Raw genomic sequence first — 20,854 nt, forward strand, 5'->3', positions numbered from 1 at the left:
TGCGGTTTGGGGAAGATGCGCTTTCATTCCGGACACGTAAAGAGTTTCGTCTGTACGGGCGGCCCGACTCACTCAGCAGCTTCCCGCTTCGCATATGCTCGATCCGACCGTCCCCCGGACGGTCGTCCCTGCGAGCACGACTTACTCGGCCGCCTCTCGCTGTCGCATTGAGGCTGACGAACCCCGCTTTTTCTTCAGCACAGGTTTCGCCTCTGTGCGTTTGCCATCGAGCAAGGGCTTGAGATAAGCCCCGGTATAGGAGCGGGGTTCCTGGGAAACCTGTTCGGGCGTCCCTTCCGCCACAATCTCTCCACCCTTGTCGCCGCCCTCCGGCCCGAGGTCGATGACCCAATCGGCGGTCTTGATGACTTCCAGATTATGCTCGATCACCACGACGCTATTGCCTTGCTCGACTAGCGCATGGAGCACTTCGAGCAACTTCCGCACGTCCTCGAAATGAAGACCGGTCGTGGGTTCGTCGAGGATGTAGAGGGTCTGTCCCGTCGCGCGGCGTGACAATTCCTTGGCGAGCTTGACGCGTTGGGCTTCGCCGCCGCTCAGGGTGGTGGCCTGCTGGCCGACCTTGACGTAGCCGAGGCCAACTTCCTCCAGCATCGCCATCTTGTCGCGGATCGGCGGGACGGCCTTGAAGAATTCGTGCGCGTCCTCGACGGTCATGTCGAGCACGTCGGCGATGCTCTTGCCCTTGAACTTCACCTCCAGCGTCTCGCGATTGTAGCGCTGGCCGTGGCAGACGTCGCAGGTGACATAGACGTCGGGAAGGAAGTGCATCTCGATCTTGATCAGGCCGTCGCCCTTGCACGCCTCGCAGCGGCCGCCCTTGACGTTGAAGCTGAAGCGGCCGGGCTTGTAGCCGCGCGCGCCGCTTTCGGGCAGGCCGGCGAACCAGTCGCGGATCTGGGTGAAGGCGCCGGTATAGGTGGCCGGGTTGGATCGCGGCGTGCGGCCGATCGGCGACTGGTCGATGTCGATCACCTTGTCGAGATATTGGAGGCCGGTCAGCTTCTCGTGGCGGCCGGCGAGGACGCGTGCGCCGTTCAGCTGCCGCGCCGCCGAGGCATAGAGCGTGTCGATGGTGAAGCTCGACTTGCCCGATCCGGACACGCCGGTGATGCATGTGAAAGTACCGAGCGGAATGCTCGCGGTGACGTTCTTGAGATTGTTGGCGGTGGCGCCGTGCACGGTCAATTTCTTGCCGCTGCCCTTGCGCCGCTCGGCCGGCAGCGGAACGACGCGGCGGCCGGTCAGATAATCGGCGGTCAGGCTGTTCTCGTTGGCGAGCACTTCTTCCAGCGTGCCCTGGGCGACGACGGCGCCGCCATGGACGCCGGCGCCGGGGCCCATGTCGATGACATGATCGGCATGGCGGATCGCATCCTCGTCATGCTCGACGACCAGCACGGTATTGCCGAGGTCCCGAAGCCGCTTCAGCGTCACCAACAGGCGGTCATTGTCGCGCTGATGGAGGCCGATTGACGGTTCGTCGAGCACATAGAGCACGCCCGACAGGCCGGAGCCGATCTGGCTGGCGAGGCGAATGCGCTGGCTCTCGCCACCGGAGAGGGTGCCGGAGGTGCGGTCTAGATTGAGATAATCGAGCCCGACATTGTTGAGGAAGCCCAGCCGCTCGTTAATTTCCTTTAGGATGGCGCGGGCGATCTCCTGCTGCTGCGGCGTCAATTTCTCTTCAAGCGTCGAAAACCATTCGAGCGCCTGCACGACCGAGCGGCGGGTGGAGACGGAGATATCCTCGCCGGCGATCTTGACCGCCAGCGGCTCGGGCCGGAGGCGGGCGCCGTCGCAGGTCTCGCAGGGCGCGGCGCTCTGATATTTGGACAATTCCTCGCGCATCCAGGCGCTTTCGGTCTGGAGCATGCGGCGGTTCAAATTGCCGATCACGCCTTCGAACGGCTTCTTCACCTCATAGGATTTGCGGCCGTCGACGAAGCGCAGGGTGACGGGCTTGCCCTTGGTGCCGTGCAGGATGATGTCGGGAATTGCCTCCGGCAGCTCGTTCCACGGCGTCTCCATGCTGAAGCCATATTCGCGGGCGAGGGAGCCGAGCACCTGCATATAATAAGGGCTGGGCGGGTTGGACTTGGCCCAGGGCACGACGGCGCCGCGCTTGATCGACAGATTCTGGTTGGGGACGACCAGCTCCGGATCGAAATAAAGCTTCTCGCCGAGGCCGTCGCAAGCGGGGCAGGCGCCCTGCGGCGCATTGAATGAGAAGAGGCGCGGCTCGATCTCCGTGATGGTGAAGCCGGAGACGGGGCAGGCGAATTTCTCGGAAAAAGTGATCCGGCCCGGCGGGGCATTGTCGGCCAGCACAGCACGTTCGGCGGCCTGGCCGAGCGCGGCGGCGACTCCGATATTGGCGTCGCCCGGACCGGACTCCTCGCCCTGCGCTTCGGCCCGATGGACGAAGGCGGCATGGGCTTCGCGAACGCCGCTATCCTTCGGCGCGTCGGCGGGATCGAGATAGACGGTGCCTTCGGCCAGCTTCAGCGCCGTTTCGAGGCTGTCGGCCAGCCGGGTCTCGATGCCCTCGCGGACGACCAGCCGGTCGACCACGACCTCAATGTCGTGCTTGTATTTCTTGTCGAGCGCGGGCGCGTCCTCGATGTCGTAAAATTCGCCGTCGACGCGGACCCGGGTGAAGCCTTCCTTCTGCCATTGGGCCATTTCCTTGCGATATTCGCCCTTGCGGCCGCGCACGACCGGGGCGAGCAGATAGAGGCGGGCGCCTTCCTCCAGCGCCATCACCCGGTCGACCATCTGACTGACCGTCTGGGCGGCGATCGGCAGGCCGGTGGCGGGGCTGTAGGGAATGCCGACCCGCGCCCACAGCAGGCGCATATAATCGTAGATCTCGGTGACGGTGGCGACGGTCGAGCGCGGGTTGCGGCTGGTCGTCTTCTGCTCGATCGAAATGGCCGGGGACAGGCCCTCGATATGATCGACGTCCGGCTTCTGCATCAGCTCCAGGAACTGGCGCGCATAAGCGGACAGCGATTCGACGTAGCGGCGCTGCCCCTCGGCATAGATGGTGTCGAAGGCGAGGCTCGACTTGCCCGATCCCGACAGGCCGGTGATCACCGTCAGTGTCTCGCGGGGAATGTCGATGTCGACATTCTTGAGATTGTGCTCGCGTGCGCCGCGGACGGAAATGTGCGTCAACATATCGGGCTATGTGTTCCATATTTGTTCTGATGAGGCAAGGGCGGCATGACAGCGTCAACGCGGCCCAGCGGAGATGGGTTCGCAGCCCTCTTAAAGCAAGCCTCCCGCCTTCAGCGGCAGCCGCGCCAGCCCGTCGCGCCGCGGCTTGCCTGGTCGAGATGGAGATGGTCGTGATGCGCCTGGTTGTAGTCGGGCGAGAGGGTGGTCGCGAACAGGCGGCAGGCACCGTCGCGAACCTCGCGGAGGAAGCGTCCTTTGGCGTCTTCGCTGTCCCAGTCGCCGGCCACCGTGATGCGCTCGCCCCCCTCAAGGCGGAAACCGGCAATGTCGACTGCATTGGCGCGGGCATGCTCGCTCCATCCGCCTTCTGACCGGCCGTAGAGGCGGCGGCAGCTATAGCTTCCGAAATGGTCGATGCTTGCGACCTTGCGTCCGAAATGGCGCAGCGCGGCGGGCTGGACGATATGCCATTCCCACAGCGCCAAAGCGGCGCCGACCGGACAGGATGTGCCGAGGCCCGGCGGGCGATAGGAGATGTCCAGCGCGCCATCCGTCCGCAGTCGGACGGCCTCGTCATGGCCGCATTGGGGTCCGTCCCGCCGCGGCGGCAAGGCGCTATAGCCGACTCCCGCCTGGTCCAGGAGGGCCTTGCAGCGAGCGCCTTCGCCGCCCAGCTCCGCCAGCTTGCGGCCGGTGAAGGCGCCGATCGGCTGGGTCAGGTCAAGCCGCGTCCAGGGCAGGTCTTCCGGATTGTCGCGGGCATAACCGTAAAGCAGCAACGCCGCGAAGCCGAGCAAGGCGAGGATCAGCAAGCGCCGAAGGATCATTATGCACTTCCGTCGCGGGCGCGAGCCAGGCGAATGCGACGCAGGACGAGCCTCTCGGGGGAGCGCCCAGGCCCGCGCCGAAGAGAGGCTCCGTCCCACCCATTGAGGATATTCATTGTGAACCTTCCATCCAGCGGAGATAAGGCATGCTGGAGAGGACGCGCGAAGCCGGAGTCGGTTTCAGCGGGCATCATGGGGACAGGAATGAAAGCCAGCCGCCTCGACAAGCGGAACGTCGAGAAAGTCTGGGGGCGGCAGCATCTCCCCCGCGCCTTCGGCGCGGACGGCGCCTGCCCGGTCGGCGAAATCTGGTTTCAGGACAGGACCGGCGGCGATGCGGAACTGCTGATCAAATATCTGCTCACCAGCGAGAAATTGTCGATCCAGGTCCATCCGGACGATGCCGTCGCCCGGACGCGCGGATACAAGCGCGGCAAGGACGAGGCCTGGCTGATCATCGACGCCGAACCGGGTGCGCGGATCGGTCTCGGCCTCAGACGGGAAATGACGAAGGAAGGGCTGCGTGCCGCCGCGCTCGACGGATCGATCGAGGATCTGATCGACTGGCGCGAGGCCCGTGCCGGCGATTTCCTATATTCCCCGGCCGGCACGATCCATGCGCTGGGCCCGGGCCTGACCCTTATCGAGATCCAGCAGAATGTCGATCTCACCTACCGCCTGTACGATTATGGCCGTCCCCGGCCGCTGCAGCTCGATGAGGCGATCGAAGCGGCACGGCCGGAGCCTTTCCGCGCCCCTTTCCAGCCCTACCGACATGGCCCTGGCCGGCAGATCCTGGCCGAAGGCCCCGCTTTCGTGGTCGAGCGCTGGACCGAAGCGGCGGGCGGGCAGCTCGCGGGAGAGGCAAAGCGGCCAGTCTGGCTGATCCCGGTCGCCGGCAGCGGTCTCATCGACGACGAACCGCTCGCGCCGCCCGAGGTCTGGCTGGTCGAGGCCCAGAGCCGGGTCCGGATCGACCCGGGATCGGAGATGCTCTTCGCTTATCCTGGCGACCGGATCATCGAGGATTTGCTTGTGGATACCCGCCGGGGGGGCGGCGAAATCCTGCCGGACGACCGCCGGACCTACGTCCCGCCCGTGCGGATCTCGCCTTCATTCTACGAGGACGAATGAATTCCTTTGCCGGAAGAGCGGCCGATCAGCGTCGGCGTGCCGTTTCGAACAATTCGGCCGTGACCGGGTAACCGGCTTCTTCCGGGATGCAGACCCAATGGCGGCCGTCCCGCTCCTCCACCCAGGGCGTGATCTTTTGCACGGGATGCAGCGCGGCGTCGGCGCGTGCATCGTCGATCGAGGCGAAGCGGGCGAGCCGTTCCAGATTGCGGCGCGTCGGGAAGATGGCACGGGCCTCGCCGGCCTCGATCTCCATGAGCACCGCGGCTGCGCTGGACCAGAAGGCGCGGGCCGCTTCGGTCTCGTCGGCGGAGACGAGCGGGGCTCCTGCAGGGGCTTCGGCGATATAGAAATGCGTGTCGAAGCGACGTGTCTCGCGGAAATTGGGGCACCAGCGCGCGAACGGAACCAGGGCTTCCAGGTCGAGCGACAGCCGATGTTGGTCGAGCAATCGGGAAAATGCCTCGCCGGCGGCGAGCCCATTGCGCAGGGACGCGGCCTGATCGGGATCGGGCTGCTGGCGGATGCCGACGGCAATGCCGGTTTCCTCGATCGTCTCGCGGATCGCGGCGACCCGCGCCGCCGCGTCGGCTAGGCCCGCGCCATGCAGGGCCGCGCTGGCATGGTCGTCGGGATCGATGCGGCCGCCGGGAAAAGCCAGGGCACCGGCGGCGAAAGCCATGTTGGCGGCGCGCTCGATGACTAGCAGGTCCGGCGGGCCGCTTGCCGAGGGCCGCATCAGGACGAGGGTGGCGGCGGGAATCGGTTCCGGAAAATCGGTCATGACGGGGCCTTAGCAGAAGCATCGCGCCTTTGGAGCGAGACGATGATGGCAGCAGCATCCGCTCCTGGTCGGCAATCCCCCTTGAAGTTCGGGCGGAGGATGGGATGATCGAGGCCGATGCGGATGAGACCGTCGATGGAGAATGAGATGAAACTGTTCGGACGCTCCTGCCTCGGCCTTGCCCTTGCCGCTTCTGCCGTGATGGCCCCTGCTGCGCCTCCGTCGTCCAAGCGCTCGGTCTCCGATCCGGTGCCCCGGGCAGGGCAGGTCTCCATCTATCGGGACGAATGGGGCGTCCCCAACATCTACGCCGCGCGCGAGGCGGACGGCTTCTACGGCCTCGGCTACGCACTGGCGGAGGACATAGGGGAATCATTCTACCTGATGATCCTCGCCGCCCGCGGGGAATTGGCCGCGACCCTGACATTTGCCGAGCTCTCGCCCGCAGCCCAGGCGCGTGCCGGTGGCGCCGATGCGATGATCGAAAACGACTATCAGGCGAAGCTGTGGCGCATCCATGAAGAGGCGGAGCGCAGCGTGGCGAGGCTCGAGCCCCGGCTGCGCGACAATTACGAGAAGTTCGCCGCAGGGGTCCAGGCCTTCGCCCGGCAGCATCCCGACAAGGTTCCGGCCTGGGCGCCGCGAGACGTCGATGTCGCCGACCTCGTCGCCATGGGGCACTGGCTGCTATGGCTCGAATATCAGGCGGGACAGGGCCTCAGGGAGTGCCGCCGCGGCGGGATCGCGCCCGCCAGCTTCGCGATGGTGAAGGGGGATGCGACGGCGAGCCGGCCGCCGACCGAGGGATTTTCGAACCAATGGGCGGTCATGCCGAACCGCACCGCCACGGGCGGCGCGATATTGCTGAGCGATCCCCATGGCGGGATCAACAGCGAGTTCTTCGAATATCGACTCCATGCCGGCGGGTTCGAATCGGCGGGCTTTTCGGTCGGCCCCATGATGCTCCTCGCGCGCAATGCACGCGTCGGATGGGCGATGACCACCGGCGCTCCCGACGTTGCGGATTGCTATCGGGTGGCGACGACATCGCCCGACAATCGGGCCTATCGTTTCGATGACGCTACGATCCCGATCGAAAATGAGATGATCGAGATCAAGGTGAAGGGGCGCGCGCCGGAGCGGGTGCCGGCAAAATATACCAGGCACAATGGCGTGCCGTCTCCGGTCGTGCGGGAGATGCCCGGCGTCGTCTATGTGGTCAGCACGCCCTATTTTCTCAATCTGGAGGGAATGCACAACAGCGCCTATCTCATGAACCGCGCCACGGACGTCGATGGTTTCCGGGATGCCCTGAACAATGGCGGCATGTTTCCACAGAATGTGCTCGCGGCGGATACGAAGGGCGACATATTCTATTTTAGGGCCGGCCTGACCCCGAGGCGCCCGGCCGCAATAGTCGATCCGTTGCTGATCCTGGACGGCAATAGCAGCAGCACTTCATGGACCGGGCTCCATCCCGCTTCCGATCAGCTGGCGATCAAGTCGCCGGCCGCGGGCTATCTCCAGAACAACAATGTCGATCCCCTCTCGATGAGCGATCCGGCGCCGGAAATGCTCAAGACGATGCCGACCCATCTTTACAAGGACGGTCGCACCTCGGGACAGACCTCGCGCAGCCTGGCCGCGCTTCGTGCGCTGGAGGCGCTGCCGAACATGACCGAAAGCGACGCATTCGCTTTGGCCACGAGCGTGAAGCTCGTGGACGAACAGGCCTGGGTCGAGATGATGAAGCTTGCCGTTGCCGGCGCCAATGTTGATCTCGGATCGAACGAACCGCTTGCCGCCTTCATCAAGGATCTGCTGAACTTCGACGGGGAGCTTCGCGCGGATTCCACCAGCGCGCTCAAATATGTCTATTTCCGGGAGGCGCTGCGGCCGGGCCTGACCCTGGAGGACATTGAGGGCCTCTCCAAGGCGTTCGACGATCCGACCAAGCTCTCGAGCCGGCTACAGGCGCGTTTCGTTGGCGCGATGGAAACGGCCTTCGCCCGCCTGCTCAAGATGCCCAAAGGGTTGCAGCGCCTATATGGCGACGAGTTCCGGCTACGCACCGGTCCGGACAGTTCGGAGCCGATGTCGGGAGGCAATCTGATCCTGCCGCAGACCGGCATCAACGAATGCACCATCCGGGAAAGATTGTGCGGCACCAGTCTGATGGCCCTTTATTATGCGCCGCCCAACGAGAAGGGCGAGCGGTTCGCGATCCTCGGATCTCGCATCATGCGGCTCGATTTCTATTCGCCCCAGGGCATCCGCACTTATTCCCTCCAGAATCCGGGCCAGGTCCATGAAGCGGGCTCGCCCCATTCCCACGACCAGGCGCGCGACCTGATGAGCAAGCGCAAATTGAAACAGGTCCATTTCGACTGGAAGGACCTTCGCGACAACGTCGTATCGAGCGTGAAGCTACACGTCGAATAAGGCCGGTCAGCCCCCCGAAATCGGAAGGCGCACCCGGGCGCAAAGGCCCCCTTCGGGCCGGTTGGACAAGCTTATGTCGCCGCCGCTGGCCTGGACGGCGGCCTTCACGATCGACAGGCCGAGGCCGATGCCGCCGGTCGATCGGTTGCGCGATCCTTCGGTGCGGTAGAAGGGCTCGAAGACCCGTTCCAGATCCTCCTCGGCAAGTCCGGGGCCCGTGTCGCATATGTCGACGATCGCCGTCCGGTGATCGACCGACAGGCTGATCCTGGCGTTCTTGCCATAAGTGACGGCGTTCATGACCAGATTTGAAAAGAGCCGCCGCAGCATGAGCGGGTCGGCCCGAACCGTCGCATTCCCGGCCTCGACCAGGCGGACGTCATGGCCGGTGTCCGCCAGATCGTCCGCGACGGATTCGACCAGCAGGCGCAAATCCACTTCCTCGGGCTGTTGGGCGCGAGTCTCATTCTCGACGAACTCCAGCGTGTTGGCGATCATCTTCTCCATTTCCGCGATCTCGGCCTCGGCCTTGCGCCGTGTTTCCTCGGGCACGGAAGCGAGCAGGAATTCCAGGCGGGACAAGGGCGTGCGCAGATCGTGGGCGATCGCGCCGATCATGGCCGTGCGTTCCTTCACATAGCGTTGGAGGCTACGCTGCATATCGTTGAGTGCGGTCGCGGCGAGGCGGATTTCGCGTGGTCCCGTCACGGCCACCGCTTCGATCTGGCGATCCCGGCCCAACCGTTCTGCCGCTTTGGAGAAAGCGCGGATCGGCTTGGCGATCCGGTTGCTGAACAGCCACGCGAGCGGAAAGACGAGGAGGATGGTCAACAGGATCCAGCCTATCGTGGTGAATTTCCAGCGCTGCAGCGCATCCGGTCCTTCGCGGGTAACGGTCCGCCAGCGCCCGTCGGGAAGCTGCAGTGCCGCGGTGAAGGAACCCAGGATCAGCAGGTTCAGCCTCTGGCCGATCGAGGATATCTGTTCGCCGCCTTTCGGCGAGATGATGAGCAGGCGCTGATATTCGACTCTCGGTCCGGAAGGGAGGACCCGCAGGAAGCGAATGCGGTCGATCGGGACACCCATATGCTGGGCGAGCGCGCTTCGCTGAACGAGAGAGAAAGGATCCTCCACGCCGGCCGGCAAAGCAGGCGGCTCGGCGGCGATGGTCACCTTTATCCGATTGATGGGACGCGGCGCCGGCTTTCCGTTCAGCAGGTCGGCGATTTCCTGGATCGATATGGCGGGATTGGTGGGCGCCGAACGGAAGAGGATCGTGGCGACGCTGAGGCCCGCCATCACGATGACGATGCCCATTACCAGCAGCAAGGTGTGCCCGAGGATGGAGCCGGACCAGCGGTGAGACTGAATTCGCATCAGGCCCTGGTGACCTTGGGCATGAACATATAGCCTTCGTTCCGCACGGTCCGGATCAGTTCGTCGTCGCACCGGCTTTCCAGCTTTCGCCGGAGCCGGCTGATCTGGGTATCGATGGCGCGGTCGAACGACTCGCTGTCGGGCCCGCGTGCATATTCCAGCAATTGATCCCGGGTGAGCACGCGCTGAGGCCGTTCGACAAACGCCTGGAGGAGCGAGAATTCGCCGCCTGACAGGCTGATCACGACCTTCTGGGGGTCTCGCAGCAGCCGCCGCACCGGATCCAGCCGCCAATTGGCGAATCCGTAATTCGCGCCCGGCTGTTCGCGCGCGCTTGCCGCATTCTGGCGGCGGACGAAGGCACGGATGCGGGCCAGCAGCTCGCGCGGGGAGACCGGCTTGGCCAGATAATCGTCCGCGCCGATCTCCAGCCCGACGATGCGGTCGGTTTCGCTGCCCAAGGCGGAGACCATGATGATGCCGAAGCTTCGCGAGGCGCCGAAGGACCTGGTGAGGGACAGGCCGTCTTCGCCCGGCATCATCACGTCCAGGACGACGACGTCGATCTGTTCGTCCGCCAGGATGCGGCGCATGGCGTCGCCGCCATCGGCTTCGAAGACCCGATAGCCATAGCTGCGCAGGAAATCCCGGATGAGCGTGCGCAGGGATTCGTCGTCGTCGACCAGAAGTATGGTTTGGCTTTCGTCCACATTCAGGCTCCGGCTCGGCATGTCATTGTGCAACGGGACGGCAGGGAGGGGAAGCGCCCGTCCGCTGCATCCCGCATCAAAAGAATTGCTTTCGAAGGGTGAGGCGGACGGCGCGGCCGAGTGGATCGAGCAAGGCCGATTGATAGCCGATCGGGGTCGCCCCCGTTGCGTCCGTGACCTTGAGGCGGCTGTCGAAAAGATTGTCGACGGCCAAGGTGAAGCGGCTGTTCCTGAGGAAGGGGAGGCGGCCGACCAGTGATTTGCGCTCGTTGAAATTGACGAAGACGCTGAGATTGATCGTCGCGAGGTCGGAAAAGAAGAGGTCGCTGCTGGTCGCCCCGCCCCTGACGAAGGTGCCGCTTTGCCATTTGGCATTGAGCTGCACGCCGAGGCCGTTCCGGAAGACGCCGCTTTGCACGTCGATTTCGTGGCGCGGCCGCCCGCCCGTGCTGCCAATGGCCGATCCGTTCAGGAGGTCCAGTTCGGGCAGACCGGGCCTGATCAATATCTCATCCTGGAAGCGCCAATTGTGGTAGATGCCGAATTGCATCCCGCCGCTGCCCGAGGTGCCGAGCGCGATCCTCGGTCCCCCCGCCGGCGGGCGTGCGGGACCGGCAGGCACGCTTCCAGGCGGCGGCGCGGCCCCTGCGCCGGAATTGCCGGGCGGGACCGATCCGGCTGGGGGCGGCTCCTTGGCATCGGGTGCCCTCTGGGCCGGTGGCGCGGGCGGCGGAGCGCCGCCGCCGCGTGGCGGCGGCGTTCCGAACGGTTTGCGGAACGTGAAGCCCCAGCGCAATTCCCTCGTTTCCCAGCGGGTGAAATTGACTGGCCGGGCATCGATTTGAAGAAGCCGTCCGGAAGTATCGCGGGTGAAGCGATCGGGGAAGGCGGCCTCGATCTCCAGCGTCGCGGTCGGGAAGCTGGCGATGGGATTGTCGATGCGGCTCGCCGTGTAATTGGCGTTGAAGGAGAGGAATATGTCCTCGAACGGCTGGGCCGAAAAGCCAAGCTTCGTCACGCGCCGATTGTCCGCGACCAGACCCGGATTGCCGCCGTCGATGCGGGTGACGTCCACCGTCTCGTTGCGAAGGAAATCGAACACCCGGACGTTGGGCGTCGCCAAAGCGGGATCTCCCAATTGCTGCATGGTCGGCGCGCCGTCTTCCTCGGTGACGGAGGCGATCAGGTTCACTTCCTCGATCGGCGACCAGTTGGCGCCATAGCCGATCGTTCGAAGCGTGCCGAAGTCCGAAAGCCGGTCGACCGCGAAATTGGCATTGGCGGAAAGAGTGCCGATCGCGCCGAGGAAGCCCGTCCGCCGGCTTGTGACGGGTATGTCCACATTGACCTGCCCGCTCGCTATGTCCCGCGATAAGCGGCTCTCATTTTCCACGCCGGGGCGCCTGAGCGTGCTGCTGAAATCGCGCGTCTCCACCCCGGCCTTCAACGTCGTCGCGATCGGTCCGCCCGGCAGGTCGAACAGGGTTCCGTTCGCCGTCAGCTCCGCCTCGGCGGTTTCATTGTCGGTGCGGGCCCCCTCGCGGACGGTGGCTGCGTTCTCGAGGGGCGCGAACGGATTGAGCGAAGGATCGCCTGCCGCGATCCGGGCCTGGACGTCGGCAAGATCCAGGCCCCTGTCCGTGACGATCCTGTCCACGTCCTTGTCGTAATTGGCGATGAACGACCAGCGCCAGGGAGCGATGGCGCCGTTCGCGGAAAGCCCGAAATGGCTCGTCCGGCTTTTCGCTTCCCGCATGAGTGGTCCGGCAGCATCGAAATAAAGATGGAGCAGGACGTCCGAGGCGAAAGGGGAATAAGGATGTCCGCCAGGAATGAGGAGGCTCGAAGAAGGAAGACCGAGCCGGCTTGCGGTGTCGGTCGCTTCGAACCGCGCATTTATCGTTGCGGAAACGCTGCCGAAGGATCGGCTGTAGGTTCCGTTGGCGCTAAAGCGGTCGATGGCGGGAAGCAGGGTCCGATAGTCGCCGATGTCGGTCATGTTGGCCGAATTGGCGCCGGCCGCAAAGTCGGCGAGTGTCGGAACTGCCTTGGCCGCCAATGCCGGGACCGCGGCAAGGCCGACCGTGCTGCCCGCGAGCGAGCTCAAACCTGGATCGATTTCCTGGCCTAAACCTGCCGCAGCGCCGATATTGCCGGTAAGATCGAACGGCAAAGGCGAGGGCGCCTGCTGCAGGCTGCGCTCGCTTTCCAGTAGCGGATCGTCGCGCTGATATTCGGCATCCAGATTCCACCGGCTGCCGGTATTGATCCGCGCGATATTGATACCGGCTTCATAGCTGCCGCGCCCGCCGGCCGTCGCCATGCCATGTTTCAGCTCGGCCGTCACGGCGCGAAAATTGGGCTTGAGCACGAAGTTCACGACCCTCTGATCGGCGCGATAGCCATATTTGAGCGCGACTTCCTCGGGGAAGATGTCGACGCGCTGGATCGCCTCGGGCGGCAGGTCCTGCAGTTCGGCGAAGCTGGAAATGCGCTGGCCATTGAGGAGGATGACCGGGCCGTTCGCGCCGCCGTCCGGCCCCCCGATGATGACCCGTCCGCGATTGCTCCGCAGCCGGGGAGCGATGGCGCCCAGCAATTCGGCGACGCTGCCGGCGCCATAAGCCGCGATCTCGTCTTCGTTCAGCTGATCTTCCGGCGGGATGTCGCCGATCACCCTGCCCCTGTCGCCGACGACGAGGATGTCCTGTCCCACGAACGGCTCCCCCGCATCGTCTTCGAGGTCCGGAGCCGGCGCTGGTGCCTGGTCCTGCGTGGAAACGGCCTGCGCGTTTGCCGGCAGTGTGGGCGATAGGACCGGAAGCAGGACCAGGACCGCGGCTTTGCTGAAATTCACTCGTCACTCTCCGCCATGGTCGATCGGCGGCAGGCGGGAAGCCCGGCGCGCCGAGCCTTTGCTCGTCGCGCGCTTATGAAAAGCGCATGTCACCCGAATTTGTCCGCCGGGACAAAATGGGATGGAGGCCGGAAAGGAAGGATTTCGGTTCTAAGTTGGTGGAGCCGAGGGGAATCGAACCCCTGACCTCTGCAGTGCGATTGCAGCGCTCTCCCATCTGAGCTACGGCCCCGCGCCATCACGGCGAAGGCGCCTCCATTAGCCGTGCGCGCGGTCGCGCGCAACTTTGCAAAATTTACTGCGGACGAGGGACTTTTCCGTGACCGCTTAATGACATCGGGGCAGCGGGCGTCGTTCCGCCGCCGTCCGCGAACGGATCGCCTCTCCCTTCGGAACGGGCATCCATTCTCCTTCGTTTCAGACCCAAGAACGCAAGCGCGGATCGGCCGCGCCTGGTGTCTGCGAACAACCGCGAAGGAGAAGATGATGGGATATCAACGCAGCGACTATCGCTACGGCGGCGACGATCGATGGCAGGATCGCGACCGCGACAGGAGCCGCTCTTATGGACGGGGCTATGATCGCGGCTACGACGCCCGCGACGATGATCGCGGCTTTTTCGACCGCGCCGGAGACGAGGTTCGGTCGTGGTTCGGCGACGAAGAGGCCGAACGCCGGCGCGAGATGGATGAACGCCGCTGGGCGCGCGAGCATGCCGCCGACCGCGGCGGGTGGAGCACAGGCGGCGGCTGGGGCAATCAGCGCGGAGACAGCTGGCGTCGCGACCGGCCCGGCGAGCGCGGCTATCTGCGCGAGGGCGGCTGGACCGATGAGGAAATATTCGGCGCCAATCGCAGTGGCGGCGGTGCCTCCGGCTTTGGCGGCGCACCCGATAGTGGCCGCCGCTTCGATCGGATCGACGCCGGCAGCACCGGCACGCACGGCGTCCATCCGATGTCGTCACCGGTAGGCGGTGCCTATGGCGCGGACTATGGAGCCTCGGCTTCGGGCTATGGCAGTTCGGCGGCCCGCTATGGCGCACGAAGCGGCGGACGTGGCGGCGGCCTGCACGACCCGCATTATTCCGAATGGCGCAATCGCCAGATCGACGATCTCGACCGGGACTATGACGAATATCGCCGCGAGCATCAGTCGAAGTTCGAACAGGAGTTCGGCAATTGGCGCAACCGTCGCCGGACGCAGCGTCAATCGCTCGGTCAGGTCACCGAGCATATGGAAGTGGTCGGCTCCGATGGAGAAAGGATCGGTACCGTCGACAAGGTTCGCGGTGACCGCATCATCCTGACGAAAAGCGACGAAAATGCCGGCGGCGCGCATCATTCGATCCCGTGCAGCTGGATCGAAAGCGTCGACGACAAAGTGAAAGTCGACAAGACGGCCCAGGAAGCCATGGATGCCTGGCGCAACGAGGAACGCAGCCGAGCGCTCTTCGAGCGCGAGGACAGCGGCAGCGATGGTCCGCACGTGCTGAACCGGAGCTTCTCGGGAACATATTGAATCCCCTCGGTCCGCACGGATTGAATTGGCCCGGCCGGCGCCCAGACGCCGACCGGGCCTTTTGACTCTGGGGGCCGATCCAGCGACAGTGACTCGAACTTTACGGAGACGAGCCGATGGCCGAAGCGCGCGCCTGGCATTTGAAGTCGCGGCCCAATGGGTTGCCGACACCGGAGAATTTCGAGCTGAAGGCGCTGCCTTCGCTGAAACTGGAGGACGGATGGATTCGCGTTCGCAACCATTGGCTGTCGGTCGACCCCTATATGCGCGGCCGCATGAACGACGTGAAATCCTATGTGCCGCCGTTCGAGCTCGATGCGCCGATGGAAGGCGGTGCGCTCGGCACGGTGGTGGAATCGCGCTCGCCCGATTTTGAGGAAGGCGAAACCGTGTTCCATATGATGGGCTGGCGCGAGGAAGCGATCGGGCCTGCCGAACAGTTCAATAATCTGCCCAAGCTTCCCGTCGAGGATCATCATTGGTTGGGTAATCTCGGCCTCACCGGAGCCACCGCTTATTTCGGCCTTCTGCGCGTAGCCGAGGCAAAGGCGGGAGACATAGTGTTCGTGTCCGCGGCCGCCGGAGCCGTCGGTTCCGCCGTGGTCCAGATTGCCAAGGCCAAGGGCATGGAGGTCATCGGATCGGCCGCCGGCGAGGAGAAATGCGCGTGGGTGAAGTCGCTCGGTGCGGATGCAGCGGTCGATTATAAGGCGGAACCGATCCTCAAAGGCTTGATGAAGGCCGCGCCGAAGGGGATCGACGTCTATTTCGACAATGTCGGAACCGACCATCTCGACGCCGCTTTCGCCGCGGCCCGCAACAATGCCCGCTTCGCCATCTGTGGGATGATCGGCAGCTATAATGCGGGCACGCCGGCCAGTTTCCGGTTCATCATGCGGGTCATCAGCGCCCGGATCATGATAAAAGGCTTTCTCTATTTCGATTACCTGTCCGAAATGGACGAATTCCATCGCGACATGGGCGCATGGGTCGCCAGCGGACAGATCAAGTCGCGCGAGACGATCCACGACGGAATCGAGGCGGCACCGGAGGCCTTCCTCGATCTGTTCAGCGGTGCGAATATGGGGAAGATGCTGGTCCGGTTGTGACGGGGCGTCACTCCCTAACCGCTCCACCATGCTGCGCATCGTTCCCCTCCCCGCCAGGGAGATTTCAAATTAGCGTCTCCAACCGCTTCCGTACCTGAACCAGGTCCTTCACGAACCGGGCATATTCCTCTTCCTTATTGTCGCGGACGCGGAGCAGGAAGGAGGGGTGAACGGTGACCCAGGCCTCGCCGCCGTCACCGAGCGTGTGCGCGCGTTCGCGCATGGACGTGATGGTGACCACGCGGCCGAACAGGGAGCGGGCGGCGGTGGCGCCGAGTGCGACGATGATACGGGGCCTCAGGATCATCTGCTCCTGTTCGATCCACCACCGGCAGGCCTCGATCTCGGGACCGTCCGGCTTCTGGTGGATGCGTCGCTTGCCGCGGCGTTCGAACTTGAAATGCTTTACCGCATTGGTGACATAGGCTTGCCTGCGGTCGATCCCGGCATCGCCCAGGGCCTGGTTCCACAATTGTCCGGCAGGGCCGACGAACGGACGTCCGGCCAGATCCTCCTGGTCCCCGGGCTGTTCGCCGACAAACATCAAAGGCGCGTCGACCGGACCTTCGCCGAATATTGTCTGGGTAGCGCATTTGTAGAGATGGCATCGGGTGCAGCCTCTGGCTTCCTCGCGCAAGGCCTCCCACGCCGTCAGCGCATTGTCGCCGATCCCGCCTCGCCTCATGCCTTCTCTGGATGCCTTCACCATTTGCGCCTCGCGAGCCTGGGCCCCCGCCACAAGTTGCCCCACCAACGCAGTCTCGGGCATGTTTTTCCAATATTTCTTCGGCATCTCCTTGGTCATCGCGCCGATCTTCACCCGTGCCGGATTGAAGATGGAGGCGTAATAGGTCTTCCAGACCTCCTCGACGGGATCGCCGTCCGGGGCGTCCGCCTTGACCGCGCCCGGGGTGAAGGCCAGCCCCTCGCCGTCCCAGTGAGCGCACAGTTCCGGCGTCAGGATCGACCAGTTCATGTTGGCGAAGCGCCGGACGAAGAAGTCGGCGTCGGACCGGAGAATATGATGCTCCGGCTCGAACCAGGCGACGTAGCGCGTCTCCCCGCCGGCCTGGATTTCGCGGAAGCGGACGAAGGCATGCATCTTGTGCATGTCGCGCCGCACCTCCTTGGCCATCAATTCGAGCCTGCGGATGAGCGGATCGGCGCCGTCCTCCAGCGCCTTCGGTTGGTCGCGCAGGCGCAGCAGCACAGCGTAAAGGAGGGAGAAGCGCTCAGGATCACGGTGGCAGATGACGGAACGGGCAAGCGCGACGAACGGACGGGGCACGGAGAAAGTGGGCGCGGACGCTACAGGCGGCAAAAGCTCGCCGCCAAACAGATCCTGCCTTGCCTCGCCGACCTGCCAGCTTATCCCGGCCGGCGACATGCCCGCGATCGCCAGCGACCGGGCTGCCGCCCGCCAGCCATCGAAATCCTCATCATGGGCAAGGGAAACGACCCGCATCCAAACCTCAGGGTGCAAAGAGCTCCAGCTGCTCCAATTTTGGCTGCAGGCGCCGCTTGAGATCAACGCGATCCGTCAGCAATGTCGGCCGCCAATTCCGGGCGGTGATGAAAGGCCGCACCTTGGCGATCGAGACGGTAAGGCGGGCAACATCGTCAAGATCCAGGCTGCGCCATCGGCGCGACGACAGGATCTTGTCGACCGCCTTCACGCCCAGGCCCGGTACCCGCAGCAAAAGCTCGCGTGGTGCCCGATTGACGTCGACGGGGAAATGCTCGCGGAACTTGAGTGCCCAGGCGAGCTTCGGGTCTATGTCCAGCGCAAGCATGCCGGCATCGTCTGCGGTCTGGGCCACTTCCCCCGGCGTGAACCCATAAAAGCGTATCAGCCAGTCGGATTGATAGAGGCGGTGTTCGCGCATCAAGGGCGGCCGGCGCAGCGGCAGGATCGCACTCGCATCGGGGATGGGGCTGAAGGCGGAATAATAAATGCGGCGGAGGCCGAAGCGCCCGTAGAGCGTCGCCGCGCGCTGGACGATGTCGCCATCATTGGCGCTGTCCGCGCCGACGATCATCTGGGTCGATTGTCCGGCGGGGGCGAAACTGGGAGCGTTTTTGAACCTTTTTCGGGCATCCCGCTTTTCCTCGATCGCATTCTTCATATCCTTCATGGCGCCTTCGATGCGGTCGCCATCTTTTTCGGGAGCGAGGCGCCTCAGTCCGGCGGCCGTCGGCAGCTCGACATTGATCGACACCCGGTCGGCATGGACGCCGGCCTGCCGGACCAATTCCGGATCGGCGTCCGGAATGGTCTTCAAGTGAACATAGCCGCGAAAATCATGATCCTCGCGCAGGCTTCGCGCCACCTCCACGATCTGCTCCATCGTGTAGTTGGGCGAACGGATGATGCCGGAGGAGAGGAACAGGCCCTCGATATAATTGCGTCTGTAAAAAGCGAGGGTGAGTTGGACTACCTCCTCGACCGTGAACCGCGCCCGCCGCACGTTCGAACTCTTGCGGTTGATGCAATAATGGCAGTCGAAGATGCAGCTATTGGTCAGCAGGACCTTCAGCAACGAGATACAGCGCCCGTCGGGCGCATAAGCATGGCAGATGCCCATGCCTTCGGTCGAACCGATGCCCTTGCCGCCAAGGCTGTTGCGTTTGGCTGTCCCCGAAGAGGCGCAACTCGCGTCATATTTCGCGGCGTCCGCGAGGATGGCGAGCTTTTCCTGGGGACCGAGCCGCGACATATGTTCCTTATATGTTCTCACTGACGGAGTGTCGAGCGGCAAATCATTCAGATTGCGGGGCTTTATCCTCGTCCCCGGAAAGGATCGCTCAATTGCGCAGGGTGAAGCCGATCTTCAGCGTCACCTGATAATGGGCGACCTTGCCATTTTCGACATGACCGCGCGTTTCCGTGACCTCGAACCATCCTATATCTTCGACAGTCGCCGATGCGCGCGCGATGGCCTGCTCGACAGCATCCTCGATCCCGGTGCTGGAGCTGCCGACGACCTCGATGACCTTATAGACATTGTCGCTCATGAAGATCCTCCGTCCCTTCAACAACTCTTGGGGGAGTGGAGGGTTGCCGGGACTTGCACATCGAAGGCATGGGATAGGAAATATTCAGGGAGGGCCATCGATGCGCCGCACGATTGTCAGGATATCATTGCTGGTCGCGCTGATCGGCGCGGCCCCGGCCGCTGCCGCGCCGGCAGATGATTTCAGGAAATTGCTCGACGATCATTACGCGTGGCTGTTGCGCGAGGATCCCGTCTACGCCACGCAACTCGGGGTCCGGGACCATGACCATCGCATCGCCGACATCAGTTCCGCGGCACGCGACCGGCGTGCTACCGAAGCCCGGGCATTTCTGGCGCGGCTGGAAAATATTCCCGGGTCCGCGCTCGGCCCGGACAACCGCACCGACCGCGCCATATTGAAGCGGATGCTGGAAGAGGCGGTGGAGGCCAATCGCCATGCCCAGCGGACGATGCTGTTCAGCACATATTTCGGCTGGCATCAGGACTTCATCGATGCGGTGACGGCTATGCCGTTCCGGACCCGCGCCGACTTTGAATCCTATCTCGCCAGAATTGCCCAATATCCGACGCTCAACGACGCGGCGCTCGCCATAACCGAGGAAGCCGTGCGTGGCGGATTCGTGCGTCCCTGTTCCGTGCTCGCCAATTATGAGCGGACCGTCTCCGGCGTGATCGCCGAGGATATGGCCAGATCGCGCTATTACGAACCTTTCGCCGGCAAGCGGCCAGCCGACGTTGACGTCTTGGAATGGCAAAGCCTGCAGTCCCGCGCTCGCACGATCATAAAGAACGTCATCAACCCGGCCTATGCCAAGCACCGGGCATATTTTCGAGTCTCCTATCTGCCTCATTGCGCGAAGACGGACGGCATCTCCGCTTTGCCAGGGGGGCGCGAATATTATGCCTTTCGGGTAAGGGCCGAGACCACTACCGATCTGAGCCCAGACCGGATCCACCAGATCGGCCTGGAAGAAGTGCGCCGTATCCGCGCTGACATGGCTCAGGTGGCGCGCGAGGCCGGCTTCCCAAGCCGCGAGGCCTTCATCCAGGATTTGCGCACCAATCCCGTTCACTATGCCGCCACGCCCGAAGCGCTGATGGCGGCGACTGCCTTGGTCACCAAGACGATCGACGGCAAGATGCCCAGTCACTTCGGAATCCTGCCGCGCCTGCCCTATGGCATTCGCGCCATTCCGCAGGAGACCGCGGAAGGGAGCACGACCGCTTATTATATGCGCGGCACGCAGGAGAGCGGCGTTGCCGGCACATATTATGTCAACACGTCGAAGCTCGACCAGCGACCCTTGTGGGAGATACCGGCGCTGAGTCTCCATGAGGCGGTCCCCGGCCATCATCAGCAGATCGCGCTGCAGCAGGAGATGGATATTGCGCCCTTCCGCCGCAATTTCACGGGCTTCACCGCCTTCATTGAGGGATGGGGTCTTTATGCCGAGAGCCTCGGCGAGGAGATGGGACTGTACGATACGCCAGCGAAGCGGATGGGGCAGCTATCCTATCAGATGTGGCGGGCGGCGCGTCTCGTCGTCGATACCGGCATCCACGCCCAAGGCTGGGACAAGGCGCGTGCGGTCGCTTTCATGCGTGATAACACGGCCCTCAGCGACGCCAATATCGATGCCGAGGTCAACCGCTACATCAGTTGGCCGGCACAGGCGCTCGCCTACAAATTGGGCGAGTTGAAGATAAAGGAATTGCGGGCGCGGGCAGAACGAGAGCTGGGCTCGCGCTTCGATCTTCGCCATTTCCATGATGCGCTGCTCCGGAACGGTCCGCTCCCGCTCGACCTGCTGGAGGCGCAGATGGTGGACTGGATCACGGTCGAAAGGACCAAGGCCTGATCAGGCTCTATTCCGA

14 protein-coding genes and 1 tRNA gene are annotated in these 20,854 nt (G+C 63.9%); 5 read left to right on the forward strand and 10 right to left on the reverse strand.

The genetic code is table 11. The features are described 5' to 3' along the window. Positions 1-141: 141 nt before the first annotated feature. A complete protein-coding gene (gene uvrA, locus RQX22_RS04210) occupies positions 142-3,204 on the reverse strand; it encodes an excinuclease ABC subunit UvrA (RefSeq protein WP_315723957.1) in 3,063 nt (1,020 codons plus the stop codon). A 110-nt stretch (positions 3,205-3,314) separates the two neighbouring features. Continuing rightward, entirely contained in the window at positions 3,315-4,031 is a 717-nt protein-coding gene (locus tag RQX22_RS04215) for an extensin-like domain-containing protein (RefSeq protein ID WP_315723959.1), read from the reverse strand. 204 nt (positions 4,032-4,235) lie between these two features. Here RQX22_RS04215 and RQX22_RS04220 point away from each other — a divergent pair, with 204 nt between their 5' ends. Then, positions 4,236-5,165: a class I mannose-6-phosphate isomerase gene (locus RQX22_RS04220; protein WP_315723960.1), complete on the forward strand. Its 930-nt coding sequence runs from the start codon at positions 4,236-4,238 to the stop codon at positions 5,163-5,165. A 25-nt stretch (positions 5,166-5,190) separates the two neighbouring features. On the opposite strand, the gene RQX22_RS04225 is transcribed toward RQX22_RS04220, so the two are convergent. Then, positions 5,191-5,949, reverse strand: coding sequence for an NUDIX domain-containing protein (locus RQX22_RS04225; RefSeq protein ID WP_315723961.1), 759 nt, complete (start codon positions 5,947-5,949; stop codon positions 5,191-5,193). A 117-nt stretch (positions 5,950-6,066) separates the two neighbouring features. Between RQX22_RS04225 and RQX22_RS04230 the strand changes: the two genes are divergently transcribed. Beyond that, the gene (locus RQX22_RS04230; RefSeq protein ID WP_315723962.1) at positions 6,067-8,391 is read left to right on the forward strand and encodes a penicillin acylase family protein; all 2,325 of its coding nucleotides are present in this window, start codon (positions 6,067-6,069) and stop codon (positions 8,389-8,391) included. A gap of 6 nt (positions 8,392-8,397) precedes the next feature. Here the strand turns inward: RQX22_RS04230 and RQX22_RS04235 are convergent, their stop codons facing one another. The 4 genes from RQX22_RS04235 to RQX22_RS04250 form a co-directional block, all read right to left on the reverse strand. Continuing rightward, on the reverse strand, positions 8,398-9,768 hold the full coding sequence (locus tag RQX22_RS04235; protein ID WP_315723964.1) for a sensor histidine kinase: 1,371 nt from the start codon (positions 9,766-9,768) through the stop codon (positions 8,398-8,400). Then, complete coding sequence (locus RQX22_RS04240; RefSeq protein ID WP_315723967.1) at positions 9,768-10,499, reverse strand: response regulator; 732 nt, start codon at positions 10,497-10,499, stop codon at positions 9,768-9,770. The genes RQX22_RS04235 and RQX22_RS04240 overlap by 1 nt, the downstream gene beginning before the upstream one ends. Positions 10,500-10,554: 55 nt before the next feature. Beyond that, complete coding sequence (locus tag RQX22_RS04245) at positions 10,555-13,335, reverse strand: TonB-dependent receptor (protein WP_315723968.1); 2,781 nt, start codon at positions 13,333-13,335, stop codon at positions 10,555-10,557. A gap of 156 nt (positions 13,336-13,491) precedes the next feature. Further along, positions 13,492-13,567: transfer RNA gene (locus RQX22_RS04250), tRNA-Ala, on the reverse strand. 254 nt (positions 13,568-13,821) lie between these two features. On the opposite strand from RQX22_RS04250, the gene RQX22_RS04255 reads away from it, so the two are divergent. Next, entirely contained in the window at positions 13,822-14,853 is a 1,032-nt protein-coding gene (locus tag RQX22_RS04255) for a DUF2171 domain-containing protein (protein ID WP_315724594.1), read from the forward strand. A gap of 116 nt (positions 14,854-14,969) precedes the next feature. Further along, positions 14,970-15,962, forward strand: a complete 993-nt coding sequence (locus RQX22_RS04260; RefSeq protein ID WP_315723970.1) for an NADP-dependent oxidoreductase — start codon at positions 14,970-14,972, stop codon at positions 15,960-15,962. Between the two features lie 64 nt (positions 15,963-16,026). On the opposite strand, the gene RQX22_RS04265 is transcribed toward RQX22_RS04260, so the two are convergent. The 3 genes from RQX22_RS04265 to RQX22_RS04275 form a co-directional block, all read right to left on the reverse strand. Continuing rightward, the gene (locus tag RQX22_RS04265) at positions 16,027-17,427 is read right to left on the reverse strand and encodes a UdgX family uracil-DNA binding protein (RefSeq protein ID WP_315723972.1); all 1,401 of its coding nucleotides are present in this window, start codon (positions 17,425-17,427) and stop codon (positions 16,027-16,029) included. 7 nt (positions 17,428-17,434) lie between these two features. Beyond that, the gene (locus RQX22_RS04270) at positions 17,435-18,679 is read right to left on the reverse strand and encodes a putative DNA modification/repair radical SAM protein (RefSeq protein WP_315724595.1); all 1,245 of its coding nucleotides are present in this window, start codon (positions 18,677-18,679) and stop codon (positions 17,435-17,437) included. Between the two features lie 88 nt (positions 18,680-18,767). Continuing rightward, positions 18,768-18,977, reverse strand: a complete 210-nt coding sequence (locus RQX22_RS04275; protein ID WP_315723974.1) for a dodecin — start codon at positions 18,975-18,977, stop codon at positions 18,768-18,770. Positions 18,978-19,077: 100 nt separating this feature from the next. On the opposite strand from RQX22_RS04275, the gene RQX22_RS04280 reads away from it, so the two are divergent. Then, positions 19,078-20,838 (forward strand): DUF885 domain-containing protein, encoded by a 1,761-nt coding sequence (locus tag RQX22_RS04280; RefSeq protein WP_315723976.1) that lies wholly within the window; start codon positions 19,078-19,080, stop codon positions 20,836-20,838. The last annotated feature ends 16 nt before the right edge of the window (positions 20,839-20,854 follow it).

Origin of the sequence: Sphingosinicella rhizophila, assembly GCF_032378825.1 — a bacterium.
GTDB classification, from domain to species: Bacteria; Pseudomonadota; Alphaproteobacteria; order Sphingomonadales; family Sphingomonadaceae; genus Allosphingosinicella; species Allosphingosinicella rhizophila.